The sequence below is a fragment of the Enterobacter cloacae complex sp. 677-3DZ2D5B genome (genome assembly GCF_004136695.1).
In the GTDB taxonomy this organism is placed as follows: Bacteria; Pseudomonadota; Gammaproteobacteria; order Enterobacterales; family Enterobacteriaceae; genus Enterobacter; species Enterobacter hormaechei_C.
In genome coordinates this window covers 376,489-397,412 of record NZ_QFLS01000005.1, presented here as the reverse complement: position 1 = coordinate 397,412, position 20,924 = coordinate 376,489, and the positions used below count along the sequence as shown (strand labels likewise).

Genomic DNA, 20,924 nt, shown 5'->3' with positions numbered 1-20,924 from the left:
GAGCCTCAGGTCGCTTGCTTTTATTACAGTTCCAAACGTAACATTGAGGCTCTTGTTCGCACAGAGGATGGCTCATGTTCACGGGAAGTATTGTCGCGCTTGTTACACCGATGGATGAAAAAGGTAATGTCTGCCGGTCAAGCATGAAGAAGCTCATTGATTACCATGTCGCCAATGGAACCTCGGCGATCGTTTCGGTAGGGACTACCGGTGAATCCGCTACGCTGAGCCACGAAGAGCACGGCGACGTTGTGATGCTGACCCTGGAACTGGCGGACGGGCGTATTCCGGTCATCGCGGGGACGGGCGCAAACGCAACCGCAGAAGCTATCAGTCTGACCCAACGTTTTAACGACAGCGGCATTGTCGGCTGTCTGACGGTGACCCCTTATTACAACCGTCCTACTCAGGAAGGTTTGTTCCAGCATTTCAAAGCCATCGCTGAACATACTGACTTGCCACAAATTCTGTATAATGTTCCGTCCCGTACCGGTTGCGATATGCTGCCGGAAACCGTTGGCCGTCTCTCGAAAGTAAAAAATATTATCGGGATTAAAGAGGCGACAGGGAACTTAAGCCGCGTTCATCAGATCAAAGAGCTGGTTTCAGACGACTTTATCCTGTTGAGCGGTGATGATGCGACCGCGCTGGACTTTATGCAGCTCGGTGGTAACGGCGTGATTTCCGTGACGGCGAACGTGGCGGCGCGCGATATGGCTGACATGTGCAAACTGGCCGCAGCCGGTCACTTTGATGAAGCTCGCGTGATTAATCAGCGTCTGATGCCGTTGCACAATAAATTATTTGTCGAACCCAATCCGATCCCAGTGAAATGGGCATGTAAGGAGTTGGGGCTTGTAGCAACCGACACGCTGCGTCTGCCAATGACACCGATTACCGACCACGGTCGTGAAATTGTCGCTGGCGCGCTGAAGCATGCCGGTTTGCTGTAAAGTTTAGGGAGATTTGATGGCTTATTCAGTACAGAAGTCGCGCCTGGCGAAGGTTGCGGGTGTTTCGCTTGTTATGCTCCTCGCTGCCTGTAGTTCAGACTCGCGCTACAAGCGCCAGGTGAGCGGTGATGAATCCTATCTGGATGCGCCGCCGCTTGCTGAACTTCACGCGCCTGCCGGCATGATCCTGCCGATCCAGAACGGTGATTATAATATTCCGGTTACCAACGGCAGCGGCCTGGTGGGTAAAGCGCTCGATATTCGTCCGCCAGCTCAGCCTCTGGCGCTCGTGAGCGGCGCGCGCACGCAGTTCACCGGTGATACAGCTTCTCTGCTGGTGGAAAGCGCACGCGGTACAACGCTGTGGCCGCAGGTTGTAAGCTTCATTCAGTCGAAAAACTATACGATTGATAAACGCGACGACGCCAGCCAAGCTTTAACTACCGACTGGATTGAGTGGAACCGTCTCGATGAAGACCAGCAGTACCGTGGTCGTTATCAAGTCTCCGTTAAGCCGCAGGGTTATCAGCAGGCGGTTACCGTTAAGCTGTTGAATCTTGAGCAGGCAGGTAAACCGGTTGCCGATCCGTCCGCCATGCAGCGCTACAGCACTGAAATGCTGAACGTGATTGCAGCGGGTCTGGATAAGAACGCTACCGATGCCGCAAACGCCGCGCAGAACCGTAACGGCTCAACCTTTGATGTGCAGAGCGGTGCAGACGATACCGGTCTGCCGATGCTGGTGGTGCGTGCGCCGTTTAACCAGACCTGGCAGCGTCTGCCAGCAACGCTTGAAAAAGTGGGCATGAAGGTGACTGACAGCACCCGTTCAACGGGCAGTATCACAGCGACCTATAAGCCGCTGTCTGATAGCGCCTGGCAGGAGTTGGGGGCAAGCGATCCACAGCTGCCTTCCGGTGACTACAAAATCCAGGTCGGCGACCTCGATAACCGCAGCAGCCTGCAATTTATCGATCCGAAAGGACACACGCTGACCCAGGCGCAGAACGATGCGCTGGTCGCTGCCTTCCAGGCCGCATTCAGCAAATAATAGTGAGGGCTGGTTATTCCAGCCCTTTTTATTTTCGTGCTACGCAAACGTGTGCGTGGCATAATATGGCCAGTTTTGAATACAAATCATCACACCAGGAGTAATGAAGATGCAGAAGCAAGCTGAGTTGTATCGTGGCAAAGCGAAAACCGTATACAGCACGGAAAACCCGGATCTGTTGGTGCTCGAATTCCGCAATGATACGTCAGCAGGAGACGGCGCACGCATTGAGCAGTTCGATCGTAAGGGCATGGTGAACAACAAGTTCAACCACTTCATTATGACCAAACTGGCCGAAGCCGGTATCCCGACTCAGATGGAAGCGTTGTTGTCCGATACGGAATGTCTGGTAAAAAAACTGGATATGGTGCCGGTTGAGTGCGTGATCCGTAACCGTGCCGCAGGCTCCCTGGTGAAGCGTCTGGGCATTGAAGAAGGTATCGAACTGAATCCACCGCTGTTCGATCTGTTCCTGAAAAACGACGCCATGCATGACCCGATGGTCAACGAATCCTACTGTGAAACCTTCGGCTGGGTAAGCAAAGAGAACCTGGCGCGCATGCAGGAACTGACCTACAAAGCCAACGACGTGCTGAAAAAGCTGTTTGATGACGCGGGCCTGATCCTGGTCGACTTCAAGCTGGAGTTCGGTCTGTACAAAGGCGAAGTGATGCTGGGCGACGAATTCTCTCCGGACGGCAGCCGCCTGTGGGACAAAGAGACGCTGGATAAAATGGACAAAGACCGTTTCCGCCAGAGTCTGGGTGGCGTGGTCGAAGCGTACGAAGCGGTTGCTCACCGTTTAGGCGTTAAGCTCGACTAAACTGCGCATTTGCCAAAGGATGTGGGCATCCTTTGGCGTCTTATCCTTGTTTACTATGGTAATCCTTTCATTAACCGCCTACGATCATAGCTATTATAAATGGAATAGTTCGAGGTGTTTATGCGCTGGCAAGGGCGTCGTGAAAGTGACAACGTAGAAGACAGACGCAGCAGTGGTGGCGGTGGTCCGTCTATGGGCGGGCCAGGTTTCCGGTTACCCAGCGGCAAGGGCGGCATTATTCTGCTGGTCGTCGTGCTGGTGGCGGGCTACTACGGTGTCGACCTGACCGGTTTGATGACCGGTGAAACCGGGCAACAGCAGCAGTATTCTCAGCGCTCCATCAGCCCGAATGAAGATGAAGCGGCGAAATTTACTTCCGTTATTCTCGCGACGACCGAAGATACCTGGGGTCAGCAGTTCGAGAAAATGGGGCGGACTTATCAGCCGCCAAAACTGGTGATGTACCGGGGCGCAACCCGCACCGGCTGTGGCACCGGGCAGTCCGTTATGGGGCCGTTCTACTGCCCGGCGGACAGCACCGTCTATATCGATCTCTCCTTCTATGACGACATGAAAAGCAAGCTGGGCGCCGACGGCGATTTTGCCCAGGGCTACGTGATCGCGCATGAAGTCGGCCACCATGTGCAGAAGCTCCTCGGCATTGAGCCTAAAGTGCGTCAGATGCAGCAGAATGCGTCTCAGGCGGAGGTGAATCGTCTGTCCGTACGCATGGAGCTTCAGGCCGACTGCTTCGCTGGCGTCTGGGGACACAGCATGCAGCAGCAGGGCGTGCTGGAAACAGGCGATCTGGAAGAGGCCCTGAATGCCGCACAGGCGATTGGTGACGATCGCTTGCAGCAGCAGAGCCAGGGGCGCGTTGTGCCGGACAGCTTTACCCATGGCACCTCAGAGCAGCGCTACAGCTGGTTTAAGCGTGGCTTCGACAGCGGCAACCCGTCGCAGTGTAATACCTTCGGCAAAGCTATGTGATGTTGGGGTTTGAACAGCTGGTTAACCAGCTTCAGCGTACCGGGCACCGCCGGCTGGTGGTGCTCAGCGGCGATGAAGCGTGGACGTTGAGCCAGGCGACCCATCTGCGCGATACGTTACCAGGAGACTGGCTGTGGCTGGAGGAAAACCCCTCTAAGGCCATCAGCGGCCTGCTGGGACGTGAATACCTGCACGCCGTTTTTGACGCGCGAGACGGGTTTGACGTCTCGGCCTTCGCCGCCCTCAGCGGGACCCTGCGCGCCGGAAGCCTTCTGGTGCTGCTGGTGCCGCCGTTCTCCGTCTGGGCTGACAGGCCCGACAGGGATTCTCTGCGCTGGAGCGACAGCGCAGAGCCGATCGCCACCCCGCACTTTGTTCACCACTTTTGCCGGATGCTTGCCGCCGATTCAGATGCCATCGTCTGGCATCAACATCGTCCTCTGTGCCTTCCCGTTGCGCCAGATTTACCCGCCTGGCAGCCCGCCAGCGGTGAACCGCAGCGCGAGCAGGCTGAAATCCTCGACGCTCTTCTGACCATGCCTGCGGGCGTGGCCGCCGTGACGGCGCCGCGTGGACGGGGAAAGTCCGCCCTGGCGGGCATGTTGCTGAGCGGCATTCAGGGGAGTGCAGTAGTGACGGCACCGGCAAAAGGGGCGACGGATGTCATCGCGCGTTTCGCCGGGGAACATTTTCACTTTATGGCCCCGGATGCGCTGCTGGCCTCCACCACAGAAGCTGACTGGCTGATTGTCGATGAGGCAGCCGCCATCCCCGGCCCGCTGCTGGAGAAGCTGGTGTCGCGCTTTCCCCGCGTGTTGCTGACCACCACGGTGCAGGGTTATGAAGGCACGGGCAGGGGATTCCTGCTGAAGTTCTGCGCCCGGTTCAGCGGGCTGCGGCGTTATACCTTATCCACGCCAGTTCGCTGGGCTGCCGGATGCCCCCTTGAGCGGATAGTGGCGAACGCGCTGCTGTTCGACGATGCGCTTATCGATCGCAAACCGGCAGGGGAGGTACGTTTAACGTCGCTGGAGCCCGGGATATGGGAGAACGATCCGGCGCGCGGGGCAGGCGTGTATGAACTGCTGTGTGCCGCGCACTACCGAACGTCCCCCCTCGATTTACGCCGGATGATGGACGCCCCCGGCCAGCACTTTGCTGTTGCTCAGGCGGGCGCGGAGATCGCGGGCGCGCTCTGGCTGGTGGAGGAGGGGGGATTACCCCCTGAACTTAGCCGCGCAGTATGGGCGGGGTTTCGTCGGCCGCGTGGAAATCTGGTGGCGCAGTCGCTGGCGGCGCACGGCGGTTCGCCGCTCGCGGCGACGCTGAAAGGCCGACGCGTCAGCCGCATTGCGGTTCATCCCCATCGCCAGCGGGAAGGCATCGGCCAGCGGCTGATCCGCAGTGCCAGCGGAGAAGATTATCTCTCGGTCAGCTTTGGCTATACCGACGAGCTGTGGCGTTTCTGGCGGCAGTGCGGGTTTGTGCTGGTGCGGATGGGCAGCCACCGGGAAGCCACCAGCGGGTGCTATACGGCGATGGCGTTGCTGCCGCTGAGCGAGGCGGGGCATCAGCTCTGCGAACAGGCGCATCAGCGTTTATGTCGTGATATGCGCGTCCTGTCGGCCTGGAATGGCGAAAAGATCCCGGTGACGGATGCATGGGAAGCTACCCTTAATAGTGATGACTGGCTGGAGCTGGCGGGGTTTGCCTTTGCTCACCGGGCGTTTTCAACCTCGGTTGCGGCGCTAACGCGATTGGTGTTAGCCGTGGACATCCCACTCCCGGCGCTGCGCGGGAAAATGGAAGGGAATACGCACGATTTCGGGCGCAAAGCGTTGCTGGCGAAGCTACGCGAGGAAACCGCACGCGCGCTTGAAAGGCTTGATTACTCCCGTAGCCAGCAGCTGAAAGCCGACATTTTGCAATGGCAATTTTTTCAATGACTTCTTCAGTAAAGTGGCATGGTCATTACCCCGCAGAGGCGTAAAATCCTGCTTATCAATTAAGGAGATCGCCATGAAACATGACCATTTTGTTGTGCAAAGCCCGGATACGCCTGCTAAACAGCTCCTGCTTCTGTTTCATGGCGTGGGCGACAATGCCGTCAATATGGGACAGATTGGCAGCTGGTTTGCACCCGTTTTCCCACACGCGCTGATCGTCAGCATCGGCGGCGTGGAGCCGTGCGGTCCGGACGGTCGGCAGTGGTTTTCCGTCGAGGGCGTGACGGAGGAGAATCGTCAGGCGCGTATTGATGCCGTTATGCCAGCCTTTATCGATACCGTGCGTTACTGGCAGCAGCAGAGCGGCGTAGGCGCCGACGCAACGGCGCTGATTGGCTTCTCTCAGGGCTCAATCATGTCGCTGGAAAGCGTAAAAGCGCAGCCCGGACTGGTGTCCCGCGTGATTGCCTTTAACGGGCGTTTTGCGACGTTACCGCAAAGCGCGACCACGCAGACCACGATCCATCTCATTCATGGGGGGGAAGACCGGGTAATTGAGCTTTCGCATGCAGTAGCTGCCCAGGAGACGCTGATGCGCGAGGGTGGAGATGTGACGCTGGATATTGTAGACGATCTGGGGCATGCCATTGACGATCGCAGCATGCAGTTCGCGCTCGATCATCTGCGTTATACCGTACCGAAGCACTACTTTGATGAAGCGCTCAGCGGCGCGAAGCCGAATGACGATGATATCGTCGAGTTTATGTGAGGTGTCCCCTCTCCTTAGGGAGAGGGGAAACAGAGCGATTACTTCTTCTGGTCCTTCTTCGGCCAGTCGTCTTCATCGTCCCACTTGTCGTTAAAATCACGGTGCGGCGGAAGATCCGGTTTGTTGGCAAGGAACTTTTTGTGGTCAACGCGCTTGAGATCTTTAATCACGTTAAGCAGCACGCCTACCAGAAATACCAACACCAGAATCCACCAGTACTTTGAAAGCCAGTCCATTCGCTAATCCTCTTTAAGCACCCGTCAGGCGACGAGTTGCTCCATAATACGTTGATACATGCGGGCCAGCAGTTGTAAATCGGCAGCGTTCACGCATTCATTGATTTTGTGAATCGTCGCGTTAACCGGACCCAGTTCGACAACCTGTGCGCCCATGCGGGCGATAAAGCGTCCGTCAGACGTGCCGCCCGTTGTCAGCAGTTGTGGCTTAATTTCATTATAGTGCGCAATGGCGTTCACTACCGCATCCACCAGTTTACCGCGCTGCGTCAGGAACGGCTGGCCAGACAGCCACCAGTCGAGGGTATAGCGCAGCTGATATTTCTCGAGCAGCGCAATCACTCGCGCTTTGATCATCTCGTCAGTCAGTTCGGTGCTGAAGCGGAAGTTAAACTGGACGAAGAGATCGCCGGGAATGACGTTGTTGCTGCCGGTGCCAGCCTTGATGTTGGCTATCTGCATGCTGGTTGGCGGGAAAAATTCATTGCCTTTATCCCATTCAATGCTCACAAGTTCGTTCAGCATCGGCGCGGCGCGGTGTACCGGGTTATCCGCCAGGTGCGGATAGGCAACGTGGCCCTGCACGCCATGAATAGTCAAATTGCAGGTCAGGGATCCACGGCGGCCATTTTTCACAACATCGCCCACCACTTCGGTGCTGGACGGTTCGCCCACCAGACAGTAGTCCAGACGTTCATTGCGCGCCATCAGCGCCTCAACGACCTTCACGGTGCCGTTATGGGCGCTGGCTTCTTCGTCGGAGGTAATCAAAAACGCAAGACGGTTTTTATGGTTCGGATGCTGGGCGACGAAACGCTCTGCCGCCACGACCATCGCAGCCAGGGAACCTTTCATGTCCGCAGCGCCGCGTCCGAAAAGCATGCCGTCGCGGATGGTCGGCTCAAAAGGCGGGTTGATCCAGCGGTCTGCGTCGCCCGCGGGAACTACGTCAGTATGTCCGGCAAACGCCAGCGTCTCCCCCTGACCGCGCCATGCCCAGAAGTTCTGCGTATCGCCAAAATCCATGTGCTCCACGGTAAAACCGATGGCACGCAGGCGCTCAATCATTAATGCCTGACAACCTGCGTCGTCCGGGCTAAGGGAAGGACGGCGAATAAGCTGCTGAGTCAGCTCAATGACCGGGCATGACATAGACTACACCTCAACGAATAAATCTGAATAAAGGGTTTCACTGAAACCCAGCAGCATAGGCTGACCTGGCTTGCAGAGCAATGGGCGTTTGATGATTGCCGGCATTTCAAGCATCAATTTGGCTGCGCTGTCGGCGTCGTTGATCGTGGCCCGGAGAGATTCATCCAGTTTTCGCCAGGTGGTCCCGCGGGTATTCAGCAGCGCTTCCCATCCCAGTTCGTTGATGGCGGAATGGAGAAACGCGGGGTCAAGCCCGTCGGCACGGTAATCGTGGAAGCGATAGTCGATGTTGTGTGCTTCCAGCCAGCGGCGGGCTTTTTTAATCGTGTCGCAATTCTTAATGCCGTACATCACAACCATAGTGAATCCTTTTGTTCTTTTGTGGATTTAATGTTCAATATTTTCGAAGATATATCCTTGAGTGGAATATAACACATTCGGAATTTTTCGGGATTTACAATTCTCCATAATTCAACGAACAGCTGTAAGCTGAATAGTCTTTCATCTTTTAAGCATAGTTGTCCACCCTGTTTAAATTGCCAATAAACTCAGGGGGAAATTAAAAATGCTGTCATTTTTCCGACTATTTCAAAATATTGCTGTAGGTCACATAAAATTTAACCGGCAACGCTCATAGTGATCCTAAACCTACCAGTACAGCAGGGCTCAATCACAGCAATCGGTTAAAGTGGCTTCACAATGATGATACGTTTTCGTAGAATGCGCATAATAATAAGAGAGGTTGTTATGATTGAACGTGAACTGGGGAACTGGAAAGATTTTATCGAAGGCATGCTTCGTAAATGAATTTCCGGTAAGAAATGCAAGAGCACTTAATTAACTAAAATAACCATAGTGTGAAAGAATCACACAATAAAAAGGCGGCCTGTAAAGCCGCCTTTTTTTATTTCAACGGGTTATTCCGGCTTATCCTTCAGCGGGAAACGACGACGTATCAGCACAAAGAACAGCGGTACGAAATAGATAGCCAGTATCGTCGCGGATATCATTCCCCCCATAACGCCCGTACCCACTGCGTGCTGGCTGCTGGAGCCTGCGCCGGAGCTGGTGGCCATCGGCAGGACGCCAAACACAAACGCCAGAGAGGTCATCAGGATCGGACGCAGGCGCTGACGACAGGCGTGCAGCGTGGCGGCCATCAGTTCGTGACCTTTGGCATTCATCTCATTGGCAAATTCGACGATCAGAATGGCGTTTTTTGCCGACAATCCGATCACGGTGAGGAGTCCGACCTGGAAATAGACATCATTTTCCAGGCCGCGCATCCAGGTTGCCAGCAGCGCGCCGATGACCCCGAGAGGCACCACCAGCATCACCGAGAACGGCACTGACCAGCTTTCATACAGCGCCGCCAGGCAGAGGAATACCACCAGCAGCGAAAGAGCATACAGGGCAGGCGCCTGAGCGCCGGAAAGCCGTTCCTGGTAGGACATCGCCGTCCACTCCAGGCCAAAGCCGGTCGGTAACTGCTGAACCAGTTTTTCCATAATGTCCATTGCGGTACCGGTACTGACGCCCGGCGCGGCTTCACCGACAATCTCCAGCGCCGAATAGCCGTTGTAACGCTCCAGACGCGGCGAACCGGTCTCCCAGCGTGACGTCGCAAACGCCGAGAACGGCACCATGCCGCCGGTGTTATTGCGCACATACCAGCGGTTGATATCGTCCGGCAGCATGCGGTATTTGGCGGCAGACTGAACGTAGACCTTCTTCACGCGGCCGCGATCCATAAAGTCATTTACGTAGCTTGAGCCCCATGCCGTTTGCAGGGTGTCGTTAATGTCGTCGATGGAGACGCCCAGCGCCTGCGCTTTACGCTGGTCAATATCCACCTGTAGCTGAGGGCTGTCATCCAGACCGTTATGACGAACGCGGGTAAGCTGCGGATCTTTCCCGGCCAGCTCGAGCAGTTTATCGCGAGCAGCCATCAACGCGTCATGCCCGGCACCCGCGTGATCCTGAAGCTCCATATCAAACCCGGCTGAGCTGCCCAGGCCGCTGATGGCGGGCGGGCTGCTGGCGAAAACGCGCGCTTCCTTGATTTTGTTGAACGCTTTGGTTGCACGCTCAATGATGGCAAAGGAGGAGCCGGTATCGCTGTCGCGCTGGTCCCAGTCTTTCAGGCGCACAAACATACGCGCCACGTTCTGCCCGTTACCGCCGGGGCCAGAGCCGACGGTGGAGAAGACGGAGACCACGTTATCTTTCTCCTGCGTATGGAAGTAGTTCTCAACCTTCTGCACCACTTTCAGGGTCTGCTGCTGGGTCGAGCCGCTCGGTAACTGTACGGAGGTAATAAACATGCCGCGATCTTCCAGCGGCAGGAACGAGGTTGGCAGCCGCAGGAACAGGAAGACCATGCCGCCGAGCAGCAGGACATAAACCACCATCCAGCGCACGCTGCGGTGCAGTACTTTACCCACGCCCGCTTCATAGCGCGCCGCATTGCGGTTAAACATGCGGTTAAACCAGCCGAAGAAGCCTTTTTGACCGTGGTGTTCGCCCTTATGCAGCGGTTTGAGCAGCGTCGCGCACAGGGCAGGGGTAAGGATCATTGCCACGAGTACGGAGAGCACCATTGCAGAGACGATGGTGATCGAGAACTGGCGATAAATCGCGCCCGTGGTGCCGCCAAAAAATGCCATCGGGATAAATACCGCCGACAGCACCATGGCGATACCGACCAGCGCGCCCTGAATTTGTCCCATCGATTTGCGCGTGGCCTCGCGGGGCGAAAGCCCTTCCTCGCTCATAATGCGCTCGACGTTTTCCACCACCACGATGGCATCATCCACCAGCAGGCCGATGGCCAGCACCATGGCGAACATGGTCAGGGTGTTGATGCTGTAACCGAAGGCATACAGCACCGCAAAGGTTCCCAGCAGCACCACCGGCACCGCAATGGTGGGGATCAGCGTGGCGCGGAAGTTTTGCAGGAACAGGTACATCACGAGGAACACCAGCGCGATAGCTTCGAGCAGGGTTTTCACCACATCTTCGATGGAGGCTTTTACGAATGAGGTGGTTTCGTAGGCGACTTTGTACTCCAGTCCGTGCGGGAAGTAATGCGACAGTTCATCCAGACGCTCTAACACCCGCTGCGCGGTCGCCATTTCGTTGGCGCCGGAGGCCAGTTTTACCCCCAGTCCGGACGCGGCATTGCCGTTAAAGCGACTCAGGTAGTCATATTTTTCCGCCCCCATTTCCACGGTGGCGACATCCCCCAGACGCACTTCCGAACCGTCCTGATTCACGCGCAGAGTAATATCGCGGAACTGTTCAGGCGTCTGGAGCAGCGACTGGGAGTTGATGGTGGCATTAAGCGCCTGGTTATCCACGGACGGCGTACCGCCGAGCTGCCCCACGGCAATCTGGGCGTTCTGCGATTCGATAGCGTCGGTGACATCTTTGGCGGTCATCTGCACGCTGTTCAGCTTGTTGGGATCCAGCCAGATACGCATGGAGTACTGCGAGCCGTAGGCGTCGATATCCCCCACGCCGTTGATACGGCTGAGCGGGTCCTGAATATTACTGGCGACGTAGTCCGCGATGTCCTGCTTATCCATCGAGCCATCGGTTGAAACAAACGCGATGGTCAAAATATTGGTGTCACCGGTTTTACGCACGGTCACCCCCTGGTTCTGCACCGCCTGAGGCAGTTTACGCAGGGCCGATTGCAGCTGGTTTTGCACCTGCTGCACCGCTTCATCCGGATCCGTGCCCGCCGTAAAGCTCAGGGTTACCGTCGCCTGGCCCGTGGCACTGCTCTGCGAGGACATGTACATCAGGTTATCAAGACCCGTCATGTTCTGCTCGATAACCTGCGTGACGGTATTTTCCAGCGTCTGTGCCGAGGCGCCAGGATAGTTCGCCGTGATACGCACGTTGGGGGGCGCGAGGTCGGGGTATTGCTCAACAGGAAGGGAAGTAATCGCCAGGACACCCGTCAGACACAACAGGATTGCAAGCACCCAGGCAAAAATGGGGCGATCGATGAAAAAATTCGCCATTAAAGTGTGACCTCGTTTTGCTGCACGTCATTATTGTTTATTGCCCGCCTAACTTTAGCGGTAAGGCCCAGGTCAAACGTGGAGAAATAAAGGAGATAATGTAAATTATCATGCGCTTTTTTCAGCGCGCCTTCTTTCCCGCTATTTTTCAGCCTGCGCCGCAGGTGTCCGGAACGTCACGCTGACCTGTGTCCCGCCCTGTGGCGGCTGAGAAAAGTGTAATGTTCCGCCGAGCCGTCCCGCGCGTTCGCGCATGATATTCAGCCCGTAATGCCCCGGCGGTTCACTGGCGTCGCCGATACCAATACCGTTGTCGCGGATCGTGACCGTGTGAGTGCCGTCCGCGATGGTGACGCAGCTGACCACAATCTCGCTCGCATCGGCATGTTTAATCGCATTCAGCACTGCCTCACGCACAATCTGTAAGAGGTGCACCTGTTTTTGCGCGTCCAGCGCCAGTGATGAGAGACGGCAGTCGAGCACCAACTTCGCGCTGGTCTGGCTTTGCAACCCGTCAAGAGACTCCTGTAGCGCGGCAGGAAGATTGGCGTGATTGAGCGTCAGGCGGAAGGTGGTGAGCAGCTCGCGTAGCTGATGCCAGGCGTTATTCAGCTCGCGGGAGAAGTCCGTAATGATGGTCTGCGCCGGGGCATTGTCGCCCGGCACGGCATGCTTCAGCAGCGTAAGCTGAATACGCAAATAGGAGAGCACCTGCGCCAGCGAATCATGCAACTCGCGCGCGATGGTGGCGCGCTCTTCCATCAGCAGCAACTGCTGATAATGTTTCTGCGCCTGATTGAAATAGAGCCCCCGGCCCAGCATCGTCGCCACGCTTTCCATGAGCGGCAGCGGAACATCCCCGGTCGCGCTTTGCCAGCGCAGTTCGCCGTACAGGGTGTCCTGCATTAACACCGGTAAATTGTGCATTTTCTCGCCCGGGGACTCCTGTCCTTCGTAAAGCTGCCAGTCGTCACTGGTGCGCAATTGCAGGTAATTCATCTGCGTATAGTCATGCACAATCTGCAAAATATGCCGGAAGCAGTGGCTGTCTATCTGCCCGGTATTCAACGCCTGTGAGCATTTGAACAGCATTTCAAGCTGCTGATGCGCTTCATTCAGGTGGCGGGTTTTTTCGGCAACGGAGTGCTCCAGGGAACGGTACAGGGTGTGTAATTCCGCCGACATATGGTTGAAGGCGCGGGAAAGCTGGCCCAGCTCGTTGGGAAGCATAATATCCGGTGCGGGGGTGTCGAACTGCCCCTGTTCGATACGTTCGCTCGCCGCCACCAGATTATTCAGCGGCAGCACAACCTGACGGCGGATGCGCCGCAGGGTCACCACCGCCAGCAGCAGGATGCCCAGGCCGCCCGTCAGCGACATGAAAATCACCAGCTGAATTTTATGTTCGGTGTAGTGCTGTAGCGCCAGCACAAAGGCATCTATCCGGCCCACAAAATCCTCAATGTGGCTCTGATACCACCCGGTATCGCCGCTGGCGATTCGCGTGTCCATCTCCTGCCAGCCAAGGTGCAACTGCTGGTAACGCTGTTTGACGTCCTCTGGCACGTACCAGCGGTTTAGCTTCTGCAACGCAGGCGCGCTCAGCGTTTTCTGCCAGAACGCACGGTGCTCCGCCAGCGACGGGCTGGCGCGCTGCAACTCGTAGCCCAGGCGGTAGCTCTGCATACGCAGCGAACCGGCAATGTTAATCGCCTCGGCGTCGCGCTGGCTGCTGGCGAGCGTAACCAGCGCAATGGCGCTGATCAGAACGGACAAGACAATCATCGAAAAGAAAGCCCGAGCCAGGCTTCCCGATACGGGGCGTTTAACGGTCACTCATCGGCTTCCTGAATTAAATTGATCTGCCACAGGTTCACTGGAAATAGTTCGCCTTCCAGGGCATTTGAACATTGCGTCGCCATGCCGCTGTGGGTAAATACGATAACAATAGAAAGAATAAGGTTATTGAACCAAAAACAGGTGTTGTTATGAATCGTTTTATTATGGCCAACGCTCAACAGTGTATCGGTTGTCGCACCTGCGAAGTTGCCTGTGTGATGGCGCACAACGGGGAGCAGCACGCGCTGAGCGAGCGCCATTTTCATCCCCGCATTACGGTCCTTACCTCAGGCTTGCGAAAAAGCCCCGTGACCTGCCACCACTGTGAAAACGCGCCCTGCGCGCAAAGCTGCCCGAACGGAGCCATCACGCAACACAGCGACAGCGTACAGGTCAATCAACAAAAATGCATTGGCTGTAAAGCCTGCGTGGTGGCCTGTCCGTTTGGCACGATGGACATGCTGATCGCCCCGCTGGAAAACGACAGCGTAAAGGCCTCGGCGCACAAATGCGACCTCTGCCTGGAAAGGCCGCAAGGCCCGGCCTGCGTTGAAAACTGCCCGGCAGAGGTGCTTACGCTTGCCACCCCAGCCGTGCTGGATAAGCTGGTTAAGCAGCGCCGACAGCGCAGCGCAAGGCTGGACGCGCTGCCGTGGCACAGCGAGGCGGTTCAGTCAGTCCCTCCGCAAACCAAACGGCAACAGATGCAAAACACCCCGGCGCGCGGTGAGCCGGATAAGCTCAGCCCCGACGCGCGCGCAGGTCATTTTAACGAGATCTACCTGCCGTTTCGCCCGGAACAGGCGCAGCGCGAAGCATCCCGGTGCCTGAAATGTGGCGACCACAGCATTTGCGAGTGGACCTGCCCGCTGCATAACCATATTCCACAGTGGATTGAGCGGATCGGGGCGGGGGATATCATCGGTGCGGCTGAGCTTTCTCACCAGACTAACTGTTTACCGGAAATTACCGGCCGCGTCTGTCCACAGGATCGATTATGTGAAGGCGCCTGCACCCTGCGGGATGCGTCAGGGGCGGTAACCATCGGGAATATCGAACGGTATATCTCGGATCGGGCGCTGGCGATGGGCTGGACGCCGGACGTCAGCCACGTTAAGCCGGTCGGTAAGCGCGTCGCCATCATCGGTGCCGGTCCGGCAGGGCTGGCCTGCGCCGACGTACTGGTGCGCAGCGGCGTCGGTGTGACGGTCTACGATCGCCATCCGGAAATCGGCGGATTGCTGACCTTTGGTATTCCGGCCTTCAAGCTGGATAAATCCCTGTTAGCGCGGCGCAGAGAGATATTCAGCGCGATGGGCATCCGCTTCGAGCTGAACTGCGAGGTGGGAAAAGACGTATCGATGGCCCAACTGCAAAACGACTACGATGCCCTGTTCATCGGCGTAGGGACCTATCGTTCCATGAAAGCGGGTATCCCTCACGAAGACGCGCCGGGCGTGTACGACGCGCTGCCGTTTTTAGTGGCGAACACGAGGAACGTGATGGGCCTTGACCCTGCCGCAGACGAGCCGTTTATCGACACGCAGGGGTTAAACGTGGTGGTGCTGGGCGGGGGCGATACGGCGATGGACTGCGTGCGCACCGCGCTGCGACATGGCGCGGCGAAAGTCACCTGCGCCTATCGGCGGGACGAGGCCAACATGCCGGGCTCAAAGAAAGAGGTTAAAAACGCGAAAGAAGAGGGCGCGGCCTTTGAATTTAATGTCCAGCCGGTTGAGCTCACGCTGGATACCGACGGGAAGGTCAACGGTATCCGGATGCTGCGCACCCGTCTGGGCGAGCCGGATGCGCAGGGGCGGCGTCGTCCTGTCCCGGTGGCGGGCAGTGAGTTTGTCATGCCAGCGGATGCGGTGATCATGGCGTTTGGGTTTAATCCGCACGCCATGCCGTGGCTTCAGGCGCAGGGCGTCGACACCGACGACTGGGGGCGCATCAGGGCCTCCGTGGAGAGCCGTTATCGCTACCAGACCTCGAATCCGCAGATTTTTGCTGGCGGTGATGCGGTACGCGGTGCGGATCTGGTGGTCACCGCGATGGCGGAAGGGCGCCATGCCGCGCAGGGGATCATGGACTGGCTTGGCGTGCCGCCGCGCAACATGCATTAACGCAGACGGGCGACAAAGCGGGCTTCACGGCGTAGTATAAACAGACTCATTTTGCCGTGGAGCCCGTATGTCCCCGAACATTAGCGTTATTAAAGACAAAATCCTTTCTGAAAATTACTTTGTCCTGCGTAACATCACTTACGATCTCACCCGTAAGAACGGGGACGTCATTCGCCATAAACGCGAAGTCTACGACCGGGGCAATGGTGCAACCATTCTGCTGTATAACCGTGAAAAGCAAAGCGTAGTGCTGATCCGCCAGTTTCGCATCGCGACATGGGTCAATGGCAACGCGGACGGACGTCTGATTGAAACCTGTGCAGGTCTGCTGGACGACGATGAGCCGGAAGTGTGTATCCGCAAAGAAGCCATTGAAGAGACGGGTTTTGAGGTGGGGACGGTGCAGAAAGTCTTTGAGCTGTTTATGTCCCCTGGCGGGGTTACCGAGCTGATCCACTTCTTCATTGCGGAATATACCGATGCCCAGCGCACGCACCGGGGCGGTGGCGTGGACGACGAAGACATTGAAGTGCTGGAAATGCCTTTCGCGCAGGCTGTCGACATGGTGAAACGCGGCGAGATCCGCGACGGTAAAGCGGTGATCCTGTTGCAATATCTGCAAACCAGCGGGCTGATGAATGCCGCGGCGGAAGCGCGATAAGTTGTATTTCAGATAAATCTATCCGATAAATCCGATTGAGCCAGCCCGCCCAGGGCACGAAGATACGCCCCAGATTGACCTATTCGTTTCCGGGGCTGTGCCGTTCATGCGCTACTGCGTTTTTCTTCTCTTCTTCATTTGCGTGCTTCCCGCGCCTCGGGTGTGGGCTGCGCCTGCGCAGCAGTCTTTTTCAGACTGGCAGGTGACCTGCAATAACCAGAACTTCTGCGTAGCGCGCAACACTGGCGAGCATCGCGGTCTGGTCATGTCGCTGAGCCGCAGTGCGGGGGCAAAAACGGACGCCAGCCTGCGCATTGATCTCGGTGGGCTTTCGGTGCCTCCGGTGAAAGAGCCTGACATCGCCCCGCGCCTGCTGCTCGACAATGTGCCGCTTAAACTCACGTCGCAACACTGGCAGTTAACCCCCTGGCATCTTAAAACAGACGATACGGGCACCATCACCACGTTTCTGAAGACCATTCAGGAAGATCAGGCGCTGACTCTGCGCGGGGGGAAGCAGACAATCTCTCTGGCTGGGCTGAAAGCGGCGCTGCTGTTTATCGATGCCCAGCAAAAGCGCGTCGGAAGTGAAACGGCATGGATTAAAAAAGGGGATAGTCCACCGCTGAGCGTGCCGCCTGCGCCGGCATTAAAAAAGGTGGCGGTGGTGAACCCCACGCCAACGCCGCTGACGCATAACGAATTGAACGATCTGCTGGATTACGGTAACTGGCGCATGAACCACAGCCAGTGCTCTCTCGATCCGAACCGGCGTGAGGTGCGCGTGACCGCGCTGACCGATGACAAAGCGCTGATGATCATCAGCTGTGAGGCGGGGGCGTACAACACCGTCGACCTGGCGTGGCTGGTGTCGCGTAAAAAACCGTTTGCGGCCAGGAGCGTGAGATTGCGTCTGCCGTTTACCCCTTCCAGCCAGAGTAGCGACATGGAGCTGATGAATGCCAGCTTCGATGAAAAAACGCGCGAGCTGACCACGCTGGCGCTGGGACGCGGGATTGGCGACTGTGGGATCCAGACCCGCTGGCGTTTTAACGGCCAGCGCTTCCGTCTGGTACGCTACGCGGAAGAGCCAAGCTGTGATAACTGGAATGGGCCAGATGCCTGGCCCACGCTGTGGATCACAAGGTAGGGTTTTGCCGATTTGTAGGCCGGGTCAGGCGCAGCCGCCACCCGGCAACGCAGATCGCACTACAGCACGCTCAGCGCCTTCTCCACTACGTTCTCAACGGTAAAGCCGAAGTACGGGAACAGCTTATCGGCCGGGGCGGATTCACCGTAACCCTTCATGCCGACAATCGCCCCTTTCAGACCCACATATTTGTACCAGTAGTCGGCAATGCCAGCTTCAACCGCCACGCGCGCCGCGACGTTTGAAGGCAGCACCGATTCGCGGTACGCCTCATCCTGGGCATCAAAGATATCCGTTGAAGGCAGGGAAACCACGCGCACCGCGTGACCCTCGGCGGTTAGTTTCTCCGCCGCTTTTACCGTGATTTCCACCTCTGAACCGGTGGCAATCAGGATCACGTCTGGCTTGCCGCCGCTGTCTTTCAGGATGTACCCGCCGCGGGCGATATTTTTCACCTGCTCCGGCGTGCGCTCGATCTGCGCCAGGTTCTGGCGCGACAGGATCAGCGCCGTGGGTCCGTTATGACGCTCTACGGCCAGCTTCCAGCCCACTGCCGCTTCAACCTGATCGCACGGACGCCAGGTACTGAAGTTTGGCGTCAGGCGCAGGCTCGCCAGCTGCTCTACCGCCTGGTGCGTCGGCCCATCTTCACCCAGTCCGATGGAGTCGTGGGTGTACACCATGATTTGCCGCGCCTTCATCAGAGCCGCCATACGCGCCGCGTTACGGGCATATTCGACAAACATCAGGAAGGTAGCGGTGTACGGCACGAAGCCGCCATGGTGGGCGATGCCGTTGGCAATGGCGGTCATCCCGAACTCGCGCACGCCGTAGTGGATGTAGTTCCCGGCAATGTCCTCCTTCAGGGATTTAGAGCCGGACCAGATGGTAAGGTTACTTGGCGCCAGATCCGCCGATCCGCCCAGCAGTTCGGGCAGGATTGGGCCAATTGCGTTTAGGGTGTTTTGTGATGCCTTACGGGTGGCAATTTTCGCCGGGTTGGATTGCAGGTTTTCAATCAGCGCCTGGGTTTTCTCTTCCCAGTTTTCCGGCAGGCCGCCGCTCATGCGGCGGGTAAACTCAGCCGCCAGATCCGGATACGCTTTTTTGTAAGCGGCAAACTTCTCGTTCCAGGCCTGCTGCGCTTTTTCACCTGTTTCGCGAGCATCCCAGGCCTTGTAGATCTCTTTTGGGATCTCAAAGGCCGGGTGTTTCCAGCCCAGTTTCTGGCGGGTCAGCGCCACTTCCTCTTCACCCAGCGCCGCGCCGTGCGCCTCTTCTTTGCCCGCTTTGTTCGGCGAGCCGAAGCCGATGGTGGTGCGGCAGATGATCAGGGACGGTTTGTCCTTCACGCTCTGCGCTTCCTGAATCGCTTTTTTCACCGCCTCAGGATCGTGACCGTCGATCTCGTGCACCACGTGCCAGTGATAGGCTTCAAAGCGTTTTGCCGTGTCGTCGGTAAACCAGCCCTCGGTTTCCCCGTCAATGGAGATACCGTTGTGATCGTAGAAGCCAATCAGCTTGCCCAGGCCCAGGGTGCCCGCCAGCGAGCAGACCTCGTGGGAGATCCCCTCCATCAGGCAGCCATCACCCATAAAGACATAGGTGTAGTGATCGACAATCTCGTGGTCGGGCTGGTTGAACTGCGCGGCCAGCGTACGCTCTGCAATCGCCAGGCCGACGGCATTCGCCAGCCCCTGGCCCAGCGGGCCGGTAGTGGTTTCAACACCCGGCGTATAGCCGATCTCCGGGTGGCCCGGCGTTTTGGAGTGCAGCTGGCGGAAGTTTTTTAACTCCTCAAGCGGCAGATCGTAGCCGGAGAGGTGCAGCAGGCTGTAGAGCAGCATCGATGCGTGACCGTTGGAGAGAATAAAACGGTCGCGATCGTACCAGGTCGGATCGGTCGGGTTGTGCTTGAGGAAGTCGTTCCACAGCACTTCGGCAATATCAGCCATACCCATGGGGGCGCCAGGGTGGCCGGAATTGGCTTTTTGTACGGCATCCATGCTGAGGGCGCGAATGGCGTTGGCGAGCTCTTTACGGGACATAGTTCACTCCGTGGCAAGGTTAAAGTTTGGCAGCGAGAAGATCTTCGAGTTTGCGCTGGTCGACGGCGAACTGACGGATGCCGTCCGCCAGTTTTTCCACGGCCATTGGGTCCTGATTGTGCTCCCAGCGGAATTCCGCTTCGGTCATGGGTTTTGGTTTTGGCAGAACGGTAGAGGTCGGCACAAGCTTGCGGATCACCGTCTCTTCACTCTCCTGAAGCTTTTTCAGCAGGTCAGGGGAGATGGTCAGCCGGTCGCAGCCCGCGAGCGCCAGGATCTGCTCGGTGCGGCGGAAGCTGGCCCCCATCACGATGGTTTCGTAGCGGTGCTGCTTGTAATAATCGTAGATATTACGCACCGATTTCACGCCGGGATCTTCTTCCACCACGTACGGATCCATTGGCTGTTTCGCCTGATACCAGTCGTAGATACGTCCGACAAACGGTGAAATCAGGAACACGCCCGCTTCGGCGCAGGCACGCGCTTGGGCGAAGGAGAACAGCAGCGTCAGGTTGCAGTGGATCCCCTCTTTCTCCAGCACTTCCGCCGCGCGGATGCCTTCCCAGGTAGACGCAAGCTTGATCAGGATGCGTGACTTATCGATCCCCTGCTCCTGGTAGAGTTCCACCAGGCGGCGAGCCTTGTTGATGCTCTTTTCCTGGTCAAACGAGAGGCGGGCGTCCACTTCGGTGGAGACGCGTCCCGGTATGCTTTTAAGAATTTCCGCACCGATATTGACCGCCAGCTTGTCGCTGGCCTCGGCGACCTGCTGCTCCTGCGTTTGCCCGCGCTGTTTGCCATAGGCAAGGGCGTCATCAATCAGATGACTAAAGTGCGCAAGACCGGCCGCCTTGAGCAGCAGCGAGGGGTTGGTGGTCGCGTCTTCCGGCTGGTAGTGACGAATCGACTCGATGTCGCCGCTGTCTGCAACCACGGTGGTAAATTGTTTGATGCCGTCTAGCTGGTTCATAATTACTCCTTGGAAATAAAAGAGTTAGTCGAGTGCGTTAGTTCACACTTCTGAGAAAATCATGATGGACTTAACAAAAAAGCATAGCAGACGGGGGAGGCATTGCTGTCTGAGACGGGTAACATGGTTGTTATAAATTGATAACAATTTTTATTCTGCAATGGTGAGAGTTTGGCAGC

The 20,924-nt window shown here is 57.1% G+C and carries 17 protein-coding genes; 10 read left to right on the top strand and 7 right to left on the bottom strand.

What is annotated here, in order from left to right; all coding sequences use genetic code 11:
* Positions 1-74 precede the first annotated feature (74 nt).
* The 6 genes from dapA to ypfH all read left to right on the top strand — a co-directional run bounded on the left by dapA (position 75) and on the right by ypfH (position 6,532).
* A complete protein-coding gene (gene dapA / locus DD597_RS09185) occupies positions 75-953 on the top strand; it encodes a 4-hydroxy-tetrahydrodipicolinate synthase (RefSeq protein ID WP_003860542.1) in 879 nt (292 codons plus the stop codon).
* Positions 954-969: 16 nt separating this feature from the next.
* Positions 970-2,004, top strand: a complete 1,035-nt coding sequence (gene bamC / locus DD597_RS09180) for an outer membrane protein assembly factor BamC (RefSeq protein WP_063158779.1) — start codon at positions 970-972, stop codon at positions 2,002-2,004.
* Between the two features lie 109 nt (positions 2,005-2,113).
* Complete coding sequence (purC, locus tag DD597_RS09175) at positions 2,114-2,827, top strand: phosphoribosylaminoimidazolesuccinocarboxamide synthase (RefSeq protein ID WP_115469910.1); 714 nt, start codon at positions 2,114-2,116, stop codon at positions 2,825-2,827.
* A gap of 120 nt (positions 2,828-2,947) precedes the next feature.
* Positions 2,948-3,817, top strand: a complete 870-nt coding sequence (locus DD597_RS09170) for a neutral zinc metallopeptidase (protein ID WP_001303362.1) — start codon at positions 2,948-2,950, stop codon at positions 3,815-3,817.
* Positions 3,817-5,763, top strand: a complete 1,947-nt coding sequence (locus DD597_RS09165) for a tRNA(Met) cytidine acetyltransferase TmcA (protein WP_129256109.1) — start codon at positions 3,817-3,819, stop codon at positions 5,761-5,763. Before DD597_RS09170 ends, DD597_RS09165 begins: the two co-directional genes overlap by 1 nt.
* Before the next feature lie 73 nt (positions 5,764-5,836).
* Entirely contained in the window at positions 5,837-6,532 is a 696-nt protein-coding gene (gene ypfH, locus DD597_RS09160) for an esterase (RefSeq protein WP_045330450.1), read from the top strand.
* Positions 6,533-6,570: 38 nt separating this feature from the next.
* On the opposite strand, the gene DD597_RS09155 is transcribed toward ypfH, so the two are convergent.
* The 3 genes from DD597_RS09155 to DD597_RS09145 are packed head-to-tail and all read right to left on the bottom strand — an operon-like array spanning position 6,571 to position 8,280.
* Positions 6,571-6,768 (bottom strand): YpfN family protein, encoded by a 198-nt coding sequence (locus DD597_RS09155; RefSeq protein WP_000383991.1) that lies wholly within the window; start codon positions 6,766-6,768, stop codon positions 6,571-6,573.
* Positions 6,769-6,792: 24 nt separating this feature from the next.
* Positions 6,793-7,920 (bottom strand): succinyl-diaminopimelate desuccinylase, encoded by a 1,128-nt coding sequence (gene dapE, locus DD597_RS09150; RefSeq protein ID WP_003863566.1) that lies wholly within the window; start codon positions 7,918-7,920, stop codon positions 6,793-6,795.
* A 3-nt stretch (positions 7,921-7,923) separates the two neighbouring features.
* A complete protein-coding gene (locus tag DD597_RS09145; protein ID WP_015572203.1) occupies positions 7,924-8,280 on the bottom strand; it encodes an ArsC family reductase in 357 nt (118 codons plus the stop codon).
* Between the two features lie 387 nt (positions 8,281-8,667).
* On the opposite strand from DD597_RS09145, the gene ypfM reads away from it, so the two are divergent.
* Positions 8,668-8,727 carry a protein YpfM gene (gene ypfM / locus DD597_RS09140; RefSeq protein WP_015572204.1) on the top strand — a complete coding sequence of 20 codons (60 nt, stop codon included), beginning with the start codon at positions 8,668-8,670 and terminating at the stop codon, positions 8,725-8,727.
* A 110-nt stretch (positions 8,728-8,837) separates the two neighbouring features.
* Here ypfM and acrD read toward each other — a convergent pair whose 3' ends face one another.
* Entirely contained in the window at positions 8,838-11,951 is a 3,114-nt protein-coding gene (gene acrD, locus DD597_RS09135) for a multidrug efflux RND transporter permease AcrD (RefSeq protein ID WP_109949130.1), read from the bottom strand.
* A gap of 141 nt (positions 11,952-12,092) precedes the next feature.
* Positions 12,093-13,787 (bottom strand): nitrate/nitrite two-component system sensor histidine kinase NarQ, encoded by a 1,695-nt coding sequence (gene narQ / locus DD597_RS09130; RefSeq protein WP_129256108.1) that lies wholly within the window; start codon positions 13,785-13,787, stop codon positions 12,093-12,095.
* Between the two features lie 152 nt (positions 13,788-13,939).
* Between narQ and aegA the strand changes: the two genes are divergently transcribed.
* The 3 genes from aegA to DD597_RS09115 all read left to right on the top strand — a co-directional run bounded on the left by aegA (position 13,940) and on the right by DD597_RS09115 (position 17,727).
* Positions 13,940-15,916, top strand: coding sequence for a formate-dependent uric acid utilization protein AegA (gene aegA, locus DD597_RS09125; protein ID WP_129256107.1), 1,977 nt, complete (start codon positions 13,940-13,942; stop codon positions 15,914-15,916).
* 67 nt (positions 15,917-15,983) lie between these two features.
* Positions 15,984-16,577: a GDP-mannose pyrophosphatase NudK gene (gene nudK / locus DD597_RS09120; RefSeq protein WP_129256106.1), complete on the top strand. Its 594-nt coding sequence runs from the start codon at positions 15,984-15,986 to the stop codon at positions 16,575-16,577.
* A 106-nt stretch (positions 16,578-16,683) separates the two neighbouring features.
* A complete protein-coding gene (locus DD597_RS09115) occupies positions 16,684-17,727 on the top strand; it encodes a DUF1176 domain-containing protein (RefSeq protein ID WP_109949127.1) in 1,044 nt (347 codons plus the stop codon).
* Between the two features lie 59 nt (positions 17,728-17,786).
* Here DD597_RS09115 and tkt read toward each other — a convergent pair whose 3' ends face one another.
* Together tkt and tal are read right to left on the bottom strand one after the other, a co-directional pair.
* The gene (tkt, locus tag DD597_RS09110; RefSeq protein WP_109949126.1) at positions 17,787-19,775 is read right to left on the bottom strand and encodes a transketolase; all 1,989 of its coding nucleotides are present in this window, start codon (positions 19,773-19,775) and stop codon (positions 17,787-17,789) included.
* A 19-nt stretch (positions 19,776-19,794) separates the two neighbouring features.
* Positions 19,795-20,745: a transaldolase gene (tal, locus tag DD597_RS09105; protein WP_023314621.1), complete on the bottom strand. Its 951-nt coding sequence runs from the start codon at positions 20,743-20,745 to the stop codon at positions 19,795-19,797.
* Positions 20,746-20,924: the final 179 nt, after the last annotated feature.

Excerpts from the sequence above, each read along its gene's own strand:
- DD597_RS09115 (WP_109949127.1), top strand. The coding sequence starts at position 16,684 with ATGCGCTACTGCGTTTTTCTTCTCTTCTTCATTTGCGTGCTTCCCGCG.
- acrD (WP_109949130.1), bottom strand. The coding sequence starts at position 11,951 with ATGGCGAATTTTTTCATCGATCGCCCCATTTTTGCCTGGGTGCTTGCA.
- dapA (WP_003860542.1), top strand. The coding sequence starts at position 75 with ATGTTCACGGGAAGTATTGTCGCGCTTGTTACACCGATGGATGAAAAA.
- bamC (WP_063158779.1), top strand. The coding sequence starts at position 970 with ATGGCTTATTCAGTACAGAAGTCGCGCCTGGCGAAGGTTGCGGGTGTT.
- DD597_RS09155 (WP_000383991.1), bottom strand. The coding sequence starts at position 6,768 with ATGGACTGGCTTTCAAAGTACTGGTGGATTCTGGTGTTGGTATTTCTG.
- aegA (WP_129256107.1), top strand. The coding sequence starts at position 13,940 with ATGAATCGTTTTATTATGGCCAACGCTCAACAGTGTATCGGTTGTCGC.
- DD597_RS09145 (WP_015572203.1), bottom strand. The coding sequence starts at position 8,280 with ATGGTTGTGATGTACGGCATTAAGAATTGCGACACGATTAAAAAAGCC.
- purC (WP_115469910.1), top strand. The coding sequence starts at position 2,114 with ATGCAGAAGCAAGCTGAGTTGTATCGTGGCAAAGCGAAAACCGTATAC.
- tal (WP_023314621.1), bottom strand. The coding sequence starts at position 20,745 with ATGAACCAGCTAGACGGCATCAAACAATTTACCACCGTGGTTGCAGAC.
- DD597_RS09165 (WP_129256109.1), top strand. The coding sequence starts at position 3,817 with ATGTTGGGGTTTGAACAGCTGGTTAACCAGCTTCAGCGTACCGGGCAC.
- DD597_RS09170 (WP_001303362.1), top strand. The coding sequence starts at position 2,948 with ATGCGCTGGCAAGGGCGTCGTGAAAGTGACAACGTAGAAGACAGACGC.
- dapE (WP_003863566.1), bottom strand. The coding sequence starts at position 7,920 with ATGTCATGCCCGGTCATTGAGCTGACTCAGCAGCTTATTCGCCGTCCT.
- ypfH (WP_045330450.1), top strand. The coding sequence starts at position 5,837 with ATGAAACATGACCATTTTGTTGTGCAAAGCCCGGATACGCCTGCTAAA.
- nudK (WP_129256106.1), top strand. The coding sequence starts at position 15,984 with ATGTCCCCGAACATTAGCGTTATTAAAGACAAAATCCTTTCTGAAAAT.
- tkt (WP_109949126.1), bottom strand. The coding sequence starts at position 19,775 with ATGTCCCGTAAAGAGCTCGCCAACGCCATTCGCGCCCTCAGCATGGAT.